Here is a 13,592-nt window from a genome sequence, read left to right as displayed (position 1 = left end):
GTCGCTGTCCTTCAGCGCCTTCATCGCGGGGTCGGCGTCGCAGCCCTTGCCCATGATCAGTTCCTTGAACGCGTCATAGGTGCCGCTGGTCGACGGCGGACCGAAGACCGAGATGCCGACCGCGGGGAGGGCGGGGTTGACGTCCTTCCACGTCTTCGCGGTGTTCGGCTTGCCATAGGGATTGGCGGCGAGCGCCTTGTAGACATCTTCCTCGGTCAGCCTGAAACCGGGGCCGCGCGCCGCTTCGCCCAGCGCGATGCCGTCGATGCCGATCTGGATTTCGACGATGTCCTTGACGCCGTTCGCGGCGCAGCTGTCGAATTCCTTCTTCTTGATCCGGCGCGAGGCGTTGGCGATATCGGGCGTGTCGCCGCCGACACCCTGGCAGAAGCGCTCGAAACCGCCGCCGGTGCCGGTCGAGTCGATCTTCGGCACCTTGTTGCCGGTCGCCTCGGCGAATTTCTCGCCCGCCGCGGTGGCAAAGGGATAGACGGTGGAGGAGCCGACCGCGCTGATATAATCGCGCGCGCCGCCGCCCGATGCCGCCTGATCCTGACAAGCGGAAAGCGCCAGCGCGGCGGTCGCGACGCCGATGGCAAGGGCAAATGTCTTGGCCATGGAAAAATCCTGTCGGGAGTCGCTATCCAACCAAGCCGCCACCCCCGAGGGCGACTCGCTGAGCCGCCAATGGGGGTTTTGTATGACGCGTATGTGACAGAGGGCGTCACATAAGTGTCATGGACGCCGTGATGGTGACGAGCCGAAGACCGCCATTGCCAACGTAACAGGAAGGAACGAACAGCGATGATCCTCATCACCGGCCATGTCATCCTCACCCCCGAGAATCGCGAGCGCATGATCGCGCTCGGCGCCGAGCATAGCGCGCGGTCGCGCGGCGAGGCGGGGTGTCTGGCGCATAACTGCCATGTCGATGTCGAGAACCCCGACCGGCTGATGTTCGTCGAGGAATGGGAAAGCGCCGACGCGGTGCGAGCGCATTTCGCGGTGCCGGCGTCGGGGGCTTTCGTCGCCGAAATGCGCCGTCTCTCGCCCGAACCGCCCGTGATCCGCATCTATGCTGCCGAGGATATCACCGCGAAGCTGATGGGCTGAGATTTCCTCCCCTCCCGCTTGCGGGAGGGGCAGCGAGACTTGCGAGCTTGCTCGCTAGTCGCAGCGGGGTGGGCCAATGCGACGCCGCCAGCCCACCCCCGGCCCCTCCCGCGAGCGGGAGGGGAGTCATCTTTATTTCCCCAGCAGCGGCGCCAGATACTGCCCGGTGAAGCTGCGCTTTTCCTTCACCACCTGTTCGGGCGTGCCCGCGGCGACGATCTCGCCGCCCTTGACGCCGCCTTCGGGGCCGAGGTCGACGATCCAGTCGGCGGTCTTGATGACGTCGAGATTATGCTCGATCACCACGACGCTGTTGCCCTGATCGACCAGCGCCTGCAGCACCTCGAGCAGCTTGCGGACATCCTCGAAATGCAGCCCCGTCGTCGGCTCGTCGAGGATGTAGAGCGTCTGCCCGGTCGAGCGCCGCGACAATTCCTTCGCCAGCTTCACCCGCTGCGCCTCGCCGCCCGACAGCGTCGTCGCCTGCTGCCCGACCTTGATATAGCCGAGGCCGACGCGGACGAGCATCGCCATCTTGTCGCGGATCGCGGGCACCGCCTTGAAGAATTTCGCCGCATCCTCGACCGTCATGTCGAGCACGTCGGCGATGCTCTTGCCCTTGAACTTCACCTCCAGCGTTTCGCGATTGTAGCGTTTGCCGCCGCACGTTTCGCACGTCACATAGACGTCGGGCAGGAAATGCATCTCGATCTTGATCAGCCCGTCGCCGGTGCAGGTCTCGCAACGCCCGCCCTTGACGTTGAAGCTGAAGCGGCCGGGCTTGTAGCCGCGCGCCTGCGCCTCCGGTAGCCCCGCGAACCAGTCGCGGATCACGGTGAAGGCGCCGGTATAGGTCGCGGGGTTCGAGCGCGGGGTGCGGCCGATCGGCGACTGGTCGATGTCGATCACCTTGTCGCAATGTTCGAGCCCCGACAGGCTGTCGTGCGGTCCGGCGACCATGCGCGCGCCGTTCAGCGTGCGCGCCGCGCTGGCGTAGAGCGTGTCGATGACGAGGCTCGACTTGCCGCTGCCCGACAGCCCGGTGACGCAGGTGAAGGTGCCGAGCGGAATCTTCGCGGTGACGTTCCGCAGATTGTTCGCGCGCGCGCCCTTCAGCACCAGGTCGAAGCCGTTGCCGGGGCGGCGATGCGGCGGCACCTCGATCCGGCGCGCGCCGGTCAGATAGGCGGCGGTCAGGCTCTTCTCGTTCGCCAGCACCTGTTCCAGCGTGCCCTCGGCGACCACCTCGCCGCCATGAACGCCGGCGCCGGGGCCCATGTCGACGATATGGTCGGCGGTGCGGATCGCATCCTCGTCATGCTCGACGACGATCACCGTGTTGCCGAGGTTGCGCAGCCGCTTGAGCGTCGCGAGCAACCGGTCGTTGTCGCGCTGGTGGAGGCCGATCGACGGTTCGTCGAGGACGTAGAGGACGCCCGACAGCCCGCTGCCGATCTGGCTGGCGAGGCGGATGCGCTGGCTTTCGCCGCCCGACAGCGTGCCGCTGGTGCGGTTGAGGTTGAGATAGTCGAGCCCGACATTGTTGAGGAAGCCGAGCCGCTCGTTGATCTCCTTGAGGATGGCCTTGGCGATCTGCTTCTGCTGCGCGTTCAATTTCTCTTCGAGCGTGCCGAACCAGTGGAGGGCGTCTGCAACCGACCGCCGCGCCGACTGGCTGATGTCCTCGCCCGCGATCTTCACCGCGAGCGGTTCGGGGCGCAGGCGCGCGCCGTGGCAGGTCTCGCACGGCTGCGCGGTCTGATATTTGCCGAGTTCCTCGCGCGTCCACGCGCTTTCGGTCTGGAGCATGCGGCGGTTGAGGTTTCCGATCACCCCCTCGAACGGCTTGTGCGTGGTATAGGTGCGCTTGCCGTCCCGGAAGGTCAGTTCGACCGGCTTGCCGCCGCTGCCGTAGAGGATGACGAGCTGCACCTCGCCGGGCAGGTCCTGCCACGGCGTTTCGAGGCTGAACCCATAGGCTTTGCCGAGGCTTTCGAGCACCTGCATATAATAAGGGGAGGGCGGGTTCGATTTCGCCCACGGCACCACCGCGCCCTTCTTGAGGCTGAGCGCGTGGTTGGGGACGACAAGGTCGGGATCGAATTCGAGCCGCTCGCCCAACCCGTCGCATGCGGGGCAGGCGCCCTGCGGCGCGTTGAAGCTGAACAGGCGCGGTTCGATCTCGGCGATGGTGAAGCCCGAGACCGGGCAGGCGAATTTCTCGGAAAAGATGATGCGGTTCGACGGTATCCCAACATTCTTCATTCCCGTTCGCCCTGAGCTTGTCGAAGGGCCGCCCTGTTCTTCGGAGGACGGTGCTTCGACAAGCTCAGCACGAACGGACGAACTGGAATCCGTAGTCTTACCATTAGACGACAGCGCCTCCGCCACCGTCGTGTCCGCCAGATCGACATAGGCCAGCCCCTCGGCCAGCTTCAGCGCCGTCTCGAAGCTGTCGGCGAGCCGCGTCTCGATGCCCTCGCGCACCGCGATGCGATCGACGACGACCTCGATGTCATGCTTGTATTTCTTGTCGAGCGCGGGGGCATCCTCGATCGCGTGGAATTCGCCGTCGATGCGGACGCGGGTGAAGCCTTCCTTCTGCCACTGCGCCAGTTCCTTGCGATATTCGCCCTTGCGGCCCCGCACGACGGGGGCGAGCAGATAGGCGCGCGTGCCTTCGGGCAATTCCATTACGCGGTCGACCATCTGGCTGACCGTCTGCGCGCTGATCGGCTCGCCGGTGGCGGGCGAATAGGGGATGCCGACGCGCGCCCATAACAGGCGCATATAGTCGTAAATCTCGGTGACGGTCGCGACGGTCGAGCGCGGGTTGCGGCTCGTCGTCTTCTGCTCGATGCTGATCGCCGGCGACAGACCGTCGATATGTTCGACGTCGGGTTTCTGCATCATCTCGAGGAATTGGCGCGCATAGGCGGACAGGCTCTCGACATAGCGCCGCTGCCCCTCGGCATAGATGGTGTCGAAGGCGAGGCTGGACTTGCCCGACCCGGAAAGGCCGGTGATGACGATCAGGCTGTCGCGCGGCAGGTCGACGTCGACGCCCTTGAGATTATGCTCGCGCGCGCCGCGCACCGAAATGTGGGTGAGACTCATGGGAGGGGTGTGTTCCAGATTTGTTCTCGACGCGCAAGAGGCGAGCGTCGCCTCTTAAATAGGAAGCACGAAGGTGGCCCGCAATGCGACGATCGACGCGAACTTTCCACCAACCCGCCGAACCCTTCGACCAATGTTCGCCCGCTCGCTTGACCCCCTGCCGCCAAGGGCGAACAAGCATGGCATATCCGCCGTCCGACCGCGACGGCGTGCGAAACGGGGAGAAGAAGATGAAGTCGATCCACATGGGGGCGGCGATGCTGGCGATGGCCGCGATGCTGGCGGGGATGCCGGCGCCGGCGCGCGATACGACGGCGTCTGCCGCAGCGGCAGATGCGGACGCGGCGTCGCTTCGGGCGCTGACCTTCGGGGCGTGGGGCGTCGACCTGTCGGCGCGCGATCCGTCGGTGAAGCCGGGCGACGATTTCGACCGATATGCCAACGGCGGCTGGTCCGCGCGCACCGAGATTCCGGCCGACCAGCCGTCGGCGGGGGTCGATTACGACGTCTATAATCTGACCCAGCGCCAGCTCCGCCAACTGGTGACGGGCGCACCGGCGATCAGCCAGCTCGGTGGCCTCTACCAGAGTTTCATGGACGAAGCGCGGGTCGAGGCACTGGGCAGCAAACCGCTGATGGTCGACATCGCCAGGGTGCGGGCGATCGGGGACAAGAGCGCGATGGCGCGCTTCATGGGGCAATCGCAGGGCGCCTTCGGTTTCAGCGTCGTTTCCGGCGAGCCCTATGCCGACTCGGCCGATCCGACGACGAACGTGCTGTGGCTCGGCCAGAGCGGATTGGGGCTGCCCGACCGCGAATATTATCTGTCGGACGATTTCCAGGCGCAGCGCGATGCCTATCGCGCCTATATCGTGCGGACGATGACGATGATCGGCGATCCGGCGCCCGAAAAGGCGGCGGATGCGATCCTGGCGTTCGAAACCGGAATCGCCCGGGCGAGCTGGCCGATCGCCGACCGCCGCGACCTCGGCAAGATCAACAATCCGATGTCGTCCGACGAACTGGCCGCCTATGCGCCCGGACTCGACTGGGCGGCCTGGTTCGCCGGCGCCGGGATCGCGCCTCAGAAGCGCATCATCGTCAACGAAAACACCGCCGTTCGCGACATCGCTGCTCTCTATGCGAAGACGCCGCTCGACACGATCAAGGCGTGGCAGCAGTTCCACGTCGCCGACAATGCGGCGAACTATCTGTCGAAGGACTGGGTCGACAGCCGGTTCGAATTCACCAAGGCGATGAGCGGTGTCGCGGAGTTGCGGCCGCGCTGGAAACGGGGCCTGCGGCTCGTCGACGGCAGCCTCGGCGAACTGGTCGGCGAAACCTATGCCCACGCCTATTTCCCGCCGAGCGCCAAGGCGGAAATGGAGAAGCTCGTCGCGAATCTGAAGCTGGCGATGGCCGACCGCATCCGCGCCAACGACTGGATGGCGCCCGCGACAAAGGAGGCGGCGCTCGCCAAGCTCGCACGGATGGACGTGATGGTCGGCTACCCCGACAAGTGGCGCGACTATTCGGGACTGAAGATCGATCCTGCCGACCTCTATGGCAACGTCGAACGCAGCGCCGCTTTCGAATATGCCTATCTGCTATCCGACCTCGGCAAGCCGGTCGATCGCAAGAAATGGGCGATGAACCCGCAGGAAGTGAACGCCTATAACGGCGGGCTGGAAAACAAGATCGTCTTTCCCGCCGGCATTCTTCAGGCGCCCTTCTTCAGCGAGTCCGTCGACGACGCGGTCAACTATGGCGCGATCGGGGCGGTGATCGGGCACGAGATCGTGCACGGCTTCGACGACCAGGGACGCAAGATCGATGCCGAAGGCGCGGTGCGCGACTGGTGGACCGCCGAGGACGCCGCGCGCTTCGAGGCGCAGGCGAAAGGGTTCGGCGCGCAATATGCGACCTATGAGGCGGCACCGGGCGCCTTCATCAATCCCGAACTGACGATGGGAGAGAATATCGCCGACCTGGGCGGGCTGGAGATCGCCTATGATGCCTACCACCGCTCGTTGGGCGGCAAGGAGGCACCGGTCATCGACGGGCTGACCGGCGACCAGCGCTTCTTCCTCGCTTTCGCGCAGGCGTGGCGCAACAAGGCGCGCGACGATGCGATCAAGCAGCAGGTGGCGAGCGACGAACACAGCCCGTCACGCTGGCGCATCATCGGGCCGCTGCGCAACGTCGATGCCTGGTACAAGGCGTTCGATGTGCCGGCGGATGCAAAATATTATCTGAAGCCAGAGGCGCGGACACGGATCTGGTAGGTCGCGAACGGCGTGCCTATAGCGGCCGTCCGAACCCGGGCCGTCTGGGAACGGCTTCGCGGCGAAGGCGTTTGCACGGCAAGCAATCGCCGTTGCCGTGAAGGAGAAACTTCGATGACCAGGATGCTATTGGCCGCGACCGCCGCGCTGGCGCTGTTCGGAGCCGGGCAGGCTACTGCCCAGACCGAACCCGACGCCGCCGACACGGCCGCTGCCGTCCAGACCAAACCCGACGGCACGACACCGGAAGAGCGTGCGAATACCGCGCGGCTCAACGCGGAACAGGCGGCGCGGGCGAAGGCCGAGAATGTCACCTATGAGCAGGAGGTCGCTGCCGCCGCTGCGCAGGAACAGGCGGAGCAGGAGAAATACGCCGCCGAAACCGCGGCCTACGAGGCGGAGAAGGCCCGCGTCGCGGCGATGGGCGCCGAGGAACGGATGCAGTGGGAAGCCGATGTCGCGGCCTGCAAGGCCGGTGACACCACGCGTTGCGCGCATCCATTGCCCGAACCGCAGCGCTGACATGAGGCGCTGATACGGACGCCGTTGGTCGATCGTCGGGCGACTTTCGTCGGCCCGTCGACCGGCCACAGGAGTCGATCGAAAGCGGGCCGAGAATCGCCGCATCGCGCGGCATGATGCGGATGTGGAACACGGAGGCGACGGTCTACCCCGGTCCGGGCCTGCGTGTTCCGCTTCATACCGGTGGCTATGGCAGGATCACCGCCCCTGCATGATCGCCTTGACGTCGTGCAGGTAAGTGCGGCCGATGCGATGCAGCCCGCCTTCGCCCAGATCGACGCTCCACGCGCCGTCGCCATGATGTTTGAGCCCGACGATGCCGCCGCGGCGGACCATCTTCGATCGGTGGATGCGGATGAACTGTTCGGGATTCATCCGTTCTTCGAGCGATTTGATCGTCTGGTGGATCAGCCAACTCCGGTTGCCGACATGCAGGCGCATATAATCGCGCTCGGCTTCGATCAGGTCGACCTGCCCGGCGTCGATACGCAGCATCTCGCCGCGGTTCTGGACCCAGAATTCGTTGATCCATCGGCTTTTGATGTCGTGGCTGTGGTCGGTCTGGCGCCATTCGCGTACGCGCGCGATCGCGCGAGCCAGCCGGTCGGGAGACACGGGCTTGAGCAGATAGTCGACCGCCGCGACATCGAAGGCCGCGACCGCATAACGGTCGAAGGCGGTGACGAAAACCACGGCCGGCGGGTTGTCGAGCTTGTCGATCGCCGCCGCGACCTCGATGCCATTGAGGTCCGGCATCGCGATGTCGCACAGCACGAGGTCGGGCGCGAGCGCTCCGACCATGCGCAGCGCAGAGGCGCCGTCACCCGCGGTGCCGACGAGTGCGATGCCGTCCTGCTGCCCCGCGAGAATCTGCAGCCGCTCGATCGCGAGCGGCTCGTCGTCGACGATCAGGGTGCGCAGCGTCGGCGGCATCAGCATCCGTCCCGCGCCAGCGGCAGCCAGAGTGAGACGTAGAAGCCGCCCTTGCCGGACCGCCCCCACTCGCACCCCGCGACGGGTCCATAGCGCGTGATCAGCCGCTCGCGCACGTTGCCGAGGCCAAGGCCGATCCCCGGATCGGGCGCGGGCGCCGCGGGGTCGACGTCATTCTCGACCCGCAGGATCAGCAGACCGTAGTCGCTCGACACGGTGACGCGGATGCCGATGCGGCCCTTGCTGGGCGCGACGCCATATTTGATCGCATTTTCGATGACGGGCTGCAGGATCAGGACCGGGACGCACGCATTGCCGAGCGCGTCGGGCACGTCGACCGCGACCTGCAGCCGGTCGGGGAAACGCGCCTGTTCGATGTCGAGATAGAGACGCTGGAGGGCGATCTCCTCGTCGAGGCTGACCAATTGTTCGGGGTCGACCTCGAGACTCGACCGCAGGAAGGAGGAGAGGTTCATGATCATCGCCTCCGCCTCGCTCTGCGAACCGCGCATGACGAGCGTCGACAAGGAATTGAGCGTGTTGAACAGGAAATGCGGGTTGACCTGATAGTGCAGCGCGCGAAGCTGCGCATTCTTCGCCTCGAGGCGATAGGCGTTGGCGCGCCGTTCGACCGCGCGCATCTCGTTCGCGTAGCCGAGCGCGACGTAGAGCGCGGCCCACACCGCGAAGAAGAAATACCAGCGGATCGAACTGTCGAGGATGAGCACCAGTTCCCAGGCGATCGGATATTTGTCGTGCAGATCCTCGATGATCTTGGCCGTCTCGTCCGACGGAAACCAATAGAAGAAGACGAGCATGTTGATGCTCGCATAAAGGGCGACGAGCGGCACCGCCGCCCCCATCGCGACGGCGAGCCGCGCGCCGAAGCTGCGCGGCTGGACACGCTGGAGAAGTTGATAGAGCAGGAAGGTGCAGAGGATTCCGGCGACCACGACGATGCCGCGTTGGTTGATGAAGGACCATTGCCCCGGCGCGCCGGTCAGCGCCGAAAGCCCCGTCGTGATCAGGAAATAGAGCAGCCACATCGCGATGATCGACCCGATGGCGACGCGCGGGTTGACGCGCGCGTCGGACGCACGCCAGTCGGGCGCTGCCGCAAGCATGCGCGCGCGCTGCTCGCGCATCGGGTCGGGGTGGCGGTCGCGGTTCATGGCGCCGGTCTAGCCGTAAAGGCGGGGACGAGGCCAGCGGGCTTCGAACCGCCAGTCGAAGCGGCGGGCGCCTTGGTCGAAAGTCGTCGGGTGCCGCGCCCTCATCCGACCCCCGGCTGCGGCATGGTTCTGCGCCAGTTGCCGCGCTGATACACCCACCAGGCCATCGCCAGCGAGGTGAGCGACGACAGCGGGAAGCTCCACCAGATCGCGTCGCCGCCGAGCCACGGATAGGCGAAATGATAGATGCCGAGACGGATCGGGAACATCGACAGGAACAGGATGATCAGCGGCGGCACCACCGATCCGTTGGCGCGCAGCGTGCCGATCAGAACGATTGTCGTGCCGAAGGGGAGGAAGGTCCAGGTCGCGATATATTGGGCGTGCCGCGCGACGTCGACTGCCTCGCTGCCGCTGCCGAGGAACAGGCCGAGCGCGGCGCGGTCGAAAGCGAGCAGGAGCGCGATCAGCACCCCCGTCATCGCGAGGTTGATCGCCATGCCGCTGTTGGTGATCGCGGTGACGCGGTCCCACCTGTGCGCGCCGATATTCTGCGCCGCCATCGCGCTGACCGCGGCGCCGACCGCGAGCGCGGGCATCTGGACGTAATTCCAGAGCTGGAGCGTCGCGCCATAAGCCGCCGCCGTCACCAGCCCCTCGCGGTTGACGAGGCCGACCATGACCAGCCCGGCGCCCGAGATGACGAGCATCTGTGCGCCCATCGGTACGCCTTTGGCGACGATGAAGCGCAGTTCGTCGATCTTTGGGATCAAATAAGCGAGTTCGCGGCCGCGCAGGCGCAGGACATGATCCCTGGCGTAGAACCAGACAAGCATCGCGACGAGGCTGATCGTCCCGGAGCTGGCGGTGGCGAGCGCGCTCCCCGTGATGCCGAGGCGCGGGAAGGGGCCCAGGCCGAGGATCAGCACGGGATTGAGCACGATGTCGAGCACGACCGACAGGATCATGAAGCGCAGTGGCGTCACCGCGTCGCCCGCGCCGCGCGACGCCATCATCAGCGTAACCATCAGCATGCTGGCGGGGATTGCGATGAAGGTGACGCGCAGATAGTCGTGCGCGAGCCCAAAGGCCTCCGCCGGGGTTTCGAGCAGGCGCAGGATCGCATCCGAGGCGAACCAGCCGACGACCGCGATGACGAGCGAGAAGAACAGCGACAGGCCGATCGCGCCGCCCGACGCGCGGCGCGCGGCATCGATGTCGCCGCGGCCGATCGACTGGCCGATCAGTACCGTCGCCGCCATGCCGAAACCGAAGAAGGTCGCGAACATCAGGAACATGACGATATTCGCATTGGCGGTCGCGGCGAGCGCGCTTTCGCCGAGGAATTGCCCCACCCACACCGAATTCACCGAGCCCGAGAGCGTCTGGAGAATATTCGACGCCAGCGTCGGCAGCGCGAAAAGGACCAGTGTCCGCGTGATCGGCCCGTCGGTCAGGTCGAGCCGCCCATTGCCGCGCGCGGTCTGGCGCGGCGGCACCGGCCCCGAAGCGGGGTCGGCCGCGGCGACGACGGGCGCGACGGGTGCCTCTTCCTTCACCCCAGCCGCGCCAGTGCGGCGGTCAGCCGGTCGGCCTCGGCCGCCTTGGCATCATGGTCGGCGCGCGCCTTTTCGACCGCTTCGGGTTTTGCGCGCTCGACGAAATTCGGATTGGCGAGGCGCCCGGCGAGGCTGTCGCGCTCCTTGACGGCTGCGGCGAGCGCCTTCGACAGACGGTCGCGCTCGGCGGCGATGTCGATCACGCCTTCGAGCGGGACGGTGATCGTCTCTCCCTCTACGACAAGCTGCGCCGACGCTCCCGCCGGCGCGGGATCGAAGCGGATCGCGTCGAGCCGCGCGAGGCGATCGAGTTGCGCCGCGAGCGTATCGGTGCGTTCCCTCAGCGACGCCGGGAAATGCGCGGTCAGGCGCGCGCCCGGCGGCAGGCCGAGCTCGGCCTTGGCCCCGCGCAATTCGCCGACCAGCTTGATCAGCCAGTCGATGTCGGCGCTCGCCTGCGTATCGCGCTGCGCCTGCGGCTCGGGCCATTTCGCGGTGATCAGCGGGTAACCCGCGCGGTCGCCGAGGCCGGTCCAAAGTTCTTCGGTGATGAAGGGCATGAAGGGATGGAGCATGACGAGGATCTGATCGAGAACCCAGCCGGCGACGGCTTTCGTCTCTTCATCGATCGAACCCTTGATCAGTTCCAGATACCAGTCGCAGAAGCGGTCCCACGCGAAGCTGTAGATCGCATTCGCGGCGTCGTCGAAGCGGAAGGCGGCGAACGCCTTTTCCATCGCGGCGACGGTGTCGGTAACCTCGCCGATGATCCAGCGGTTGACTGGCAGGCTCGCCGCGGGCGCTGCGAGGCTGGTCGAGGCCGAAATGCCGTTGGCCTCGCAGAAACGTGCGGCGTTCCACAGCTTGGTCGCGAAGTTGCGATAGCCCGCGAGACGCGCGTCATCCATCTTGATGTCGCGGCCCTGGCTTTCCATCGCCGCCATGAAAAAGCGCAGCGCGTCGGCGCCATATTGGTCGATCAGGCCGAGCGGATTGACGACGTTGCCCTTCGATTTCGACATCTTCTGCCCGTCGGGCGCGCGGACGAGGCCGTGGAGATAAAGCGTCTTCCACGGCACCTCGTTCATGAAGTGCATCCCCTGCATCGCCATGCGCGCATCCCAGAAGAACAGGATGTCGAAACCCGAGACGAGAACGTCGTTCGGATAATGGCGGCGCAGCATTTCGGTATCGTCGGGCCAGCCGAGCGTCGCGAAAGGCCACAGTGCGGAGGAGAACCAGGTGTCGAGGACGTCGGGGTCGCGGGTAAGGGCGACGCCTGCACCTGCTTCGGCCTGCGCCTCTTCCTCGGTCTCGGCGACGAAGATGCGGCCGTCTGCGGCATACCACGCCGGAATCCGGTGTCCCCACCAGAGCTGGCGCGACACGCACCACGGCTGGATATTCTCCATCCAGTTGAAGAAGGTTTTTTCCCACGTCTTCGGGACGATCCGGATGCGTCCGTCGCGCACCGCCTGCATCGGCGGCTGCGCCAGCGTCTTGGCATCGACATACCATTGATCGGTCAGCATCGGTTCGATCACCACGCCGCCGCGGTCGCCGAACGGTTGCATGATCAGCTTGTCCTCGACCTTGATCATCAACCCTTCGGCGTCGATGTCGGCCACGACCCGCTTACGCGCCTCATATCGGTCGAGCCCGCGATAGGCTTCCGGGACGAGGTTCAGCTTGTCGACTTCGGCCGCCGTGACCTTCTCCCCCATGGCGATGGCCTTCGCGCGGGCGGCGGCCTCCGCATAGCTGGGGCCATCGGTTCGCATCGCCGCCACTTCGTCCATCAGGCGATACATGGGGATGCCGTTGCGCTGCGCGACGCCGTAGTCGTTTTCGTCGTGCGCGCCCGTGATCTTGACTGCGCCCGAACCGAAATTCGGATCGGGATAATCGTCGGTGATGATCGGGATCAGCCGTCGATGTTCCTTGGGGCCGACCGGGATTTCGCACAGCTTCCCGACGATGGGGCGATAGCGTTCGTCGTCGGGATGGACCGCCACGGCCCCGTCGCCCAGCATCGTTTCCGGCCGCGTCGTCGCGATCGAAATATAGTCGCGCTCTTCCTCGAACAGGATGGTGCCGTCGCCGTCGCGCTCGACATAGCGATAGGTTTCGCCGCCCGCGAGCGGATATTTGAAGTGCCACATGTGGCCGTTCACTTCGCGGGCATCGACTTCCAGATCCGAAATCGCGGTCTTGAGCTTGGGGTCCCAGTTCACGAGGCGCTTGTCGCGATAGATCAGGCCCTGCCGGTGCAGATCGACGAACACCTTGACCACCGCGCGGGTGAAATGCGGGTCCATCGTGAACTGCCCGTTATTGTCTCTGGAATTTAGGCTCCAGTCCATCGAACAGCCGAGCCGGCGAAGCTGGCGGGTGATCTGGCCGCCGCTTGTCGCTTTCCATTCCCAGACCTTCTCGACGAATTCGTCGCGCGTGTAGTTGGTGCGCTTGTCCTGCCGCGCTTCCAGCTGGCGCTCGACGACCATCTGGGTCGCGATGCCGGCATGATCGGTGCCGACCACCCACAGCGCGTCCTTGCCGCGCAGCCGCTCGTAGCGGACGAGCACGTCCTGCAGCGTGTTGTCGAGAGCATGACCGATATGCAGCGCGCCGGTGACGTTGGGCGGCGGGTTGACGATGGTGAAGGGCTGCGCATTCGGGCGCGCGGGGCGGAACAGCCCGCGGTTCTCCCACTCATGGGCCCATTTCGCTTCTATGGCGGCGGGATCGAAGGTTTTTTCCATCGGCATGACCGGGGCCTTTGCCAGCCATGCTGCGATGCGGCAAGGGGGTGATCGTTTCGCCGCCCCGCCTCTTTCGTCATGCCAGACGCGATCCGGCATCCTGCTTTTGTGGGATCAGCGGGACCCCGG

The 13,592-nt window shown here is 65.7% G+C and carries 9 protein-coding genes; 3 read left to right on the top strand and 6 right to left on the bottom strand.

Annotated features, from left to right (window positions below; translation table 11 throughout):
- The coding region (locus tag ABS88_RS16375) for a substrate-binding domain-containing protein (RefSeq protein ID WP_286750159.1) at window positions 1-618 on the bottom strand (618 nt) is incomplete at its 3' end.
- Between the two features lie 186 nt (window positions 619-804).
- On the opposite strand from ABS88_RS16375, the gene ABS88_RS16370 reads away from it, so the two are divergent.
- A complete protein-coding gene (locus tag ABS88_RS16370; protein WP_286750158.1) occupies window positions 805-1,113 on the top strand; it encodes a putative quinol monooxygenase in 309 nt (102 codons plus the stop codon).
- 132 nt (window positions 1,114-1,245) lie between these two features.
- On the opposite strand, the gene uvrA is transcribed toward ABS88_RS16370, so the two are convergent.
- The gene (uvrA, locus tag ABS88_RS16365) at window positions 1,246-4,230 is read right to left on the bottom strand and encodes an excinuclease ABC subunit UvrA (protein ID WP_286750157.1); all 2,985 of its coding nucleotides are present in this window, start codon (window positions 4,228-4,230) and stop codon (window positions 1,246-1,248) included.
- A gap of 179 nt (window positions 4,231-4,409) precedes the next feature.
- On the opposite strand from uvrA, the gene ABS88_RS16360 reads away from it, so the two are divergent.
- Together ABS88_RS16360 and ABS88_RS16355 are read left to right on the top strand one after the other, a co-directional pair.
- Window positions 4,410-6,515: a M13 family metallopeptidase gene (locus ABS88_RS16360; RefSeq protein WP_286750156.1), complete on the top strand. Its 2,106-nt coding sequence runs from the start codon at window positions 4,410-4,412 to the stop codon at window positions 6,513-6,515.
- Between the two features lie 114 nt (window positions 6,516-6,629).
- Complete coding sequence (locus tag ABS88_RS16355) at window positions 6,630-7,037, top strand: hypothetical protein (protein ID WP_156483069.1); 408 nt, start codon at window positions 6,630-6,632, stop codon at window positions 7,035-7,037.
- A gap of 198 nt (window positions 7,038-7,235) precedes the next feature.
- Here the strand turns inward: ABS88_RS16355 and ABS88_RS16350 are convergent, their stop codons facing one another.
- The 4 genes from ABS88_RS16350 to ABS88_RS16335 all read right to left on the bottom strand — a co-directional run bounded on the left by ABS88_RS16350 (window position 7,236) and on the right by ABS88_RS16335 (window position 13,469).
- On the bottom strand, window positions 7,236-7,970 hold the full coding sequence (locus tag ABS88_RS16350) for a LytR/AlgR family response regulator transcription factor (protein ID WP_286750160.1): 735 nt from the start codon (window positions 7,968-7,970) through the stop codon (window positions 7,236-7,238).
- Window positions 7,970-9,142: a sensor histidine kinase gene (locus ABS88_RS16345; RefSeq protein ID WP_067110166.1), complete on the bottom strand. Its 1,173-nt coding sequence runs from the start codon at window positions 9,140-9,142 to the stop codon at window positions 7,970-7,972. Before ABS88_RS16345 ends, ABS88_RS16350 begins: the two co-directional genes overlap by 1 nt.
- Window positions 9,143-9,243: 101 nt before the next feature.
- A complete protein-coding gene (locus ABS88_RS16340; protein ID WP_237233494.1) occupies window positions 9,244-10,701 on the bottom strand; it encodes an MATE family efflux transporter in 1,458 nt (485 codons plus the stop codon).
- Window positions 10,698-13,469, bottom strand: a complete 2,772-nt coding sequence (locus ABS88_RS16335; protein ID WP_286750155.1) for a valine--tRNA ligase — start codon at window positions 13,467-13,469, stop codon at window positions 10,698-10,700. The genes ABS88_RS16340 and ABS88_RS16335 overlap by 4 nt, the downstream gene beginning before the upstream one ends.
- Between the last annotated feature and the right edge of the window lie 123 nt (window positions 13,470-13,592).

The organism is Sphingopyxis sp. SCN 67-31, assembly GCF_001725095.1.
The sequence above is the reverse complement of the archived record's forward strand: the minus strand, read 5'-3'. Positions and strand labels throughout refer to the sequence as shown.

Coding starts and splice junctions, on each gene's coding strand:
- ABS88_RS16335 (WP_286750155.1), bottom strand. CDS start 13,469: ATGCCGATGGAAAAAACCTTCGATCCCGCCGCCATAGAAGCGAAATGG.
- ABS88_RS16350 (WP_286750160.1), bottom strand. CDS start 7,970: ATGCCGCCGACGCTGCGCACCCTGATCGTCGACGACGAGCCGCTCGCG.
- ABS88_RS16355 (WP_156483069.1), top strand. CDS start 6,630: ATGACCAGGATGCTATTGGCCGCGACCGCCGCGCTGGCGCTGTTCGGA.
- ABS88_RS16345 (WP_067110166.1), bottom strand. CDS start 9,142: ATGAACCGCGACCGCCACCCCGACCCGATGCGCGAGCAGCGCGCGCGC.
- ABS88_RS16360 (WP_286750156.1), top strand. CDS start 4,410: ATGGCATATCCGCCGTCCGACCGCGACGGCGTGCGAAACGGGGAGAAG.
- ABS88_RS16370 (WP_286750158.1), top strand. CDS start 805: ATGATCCTCATCACCGGCCATGTCATCCTCACCCCCGAGAATCGCGAG.
- uvrA (WP_286750157.1), bottom strand. CDS start 4,230: ATGAGTCTCACCCACATTTCGGTGCGCGGCGCGCGCGAGCATAATCTC.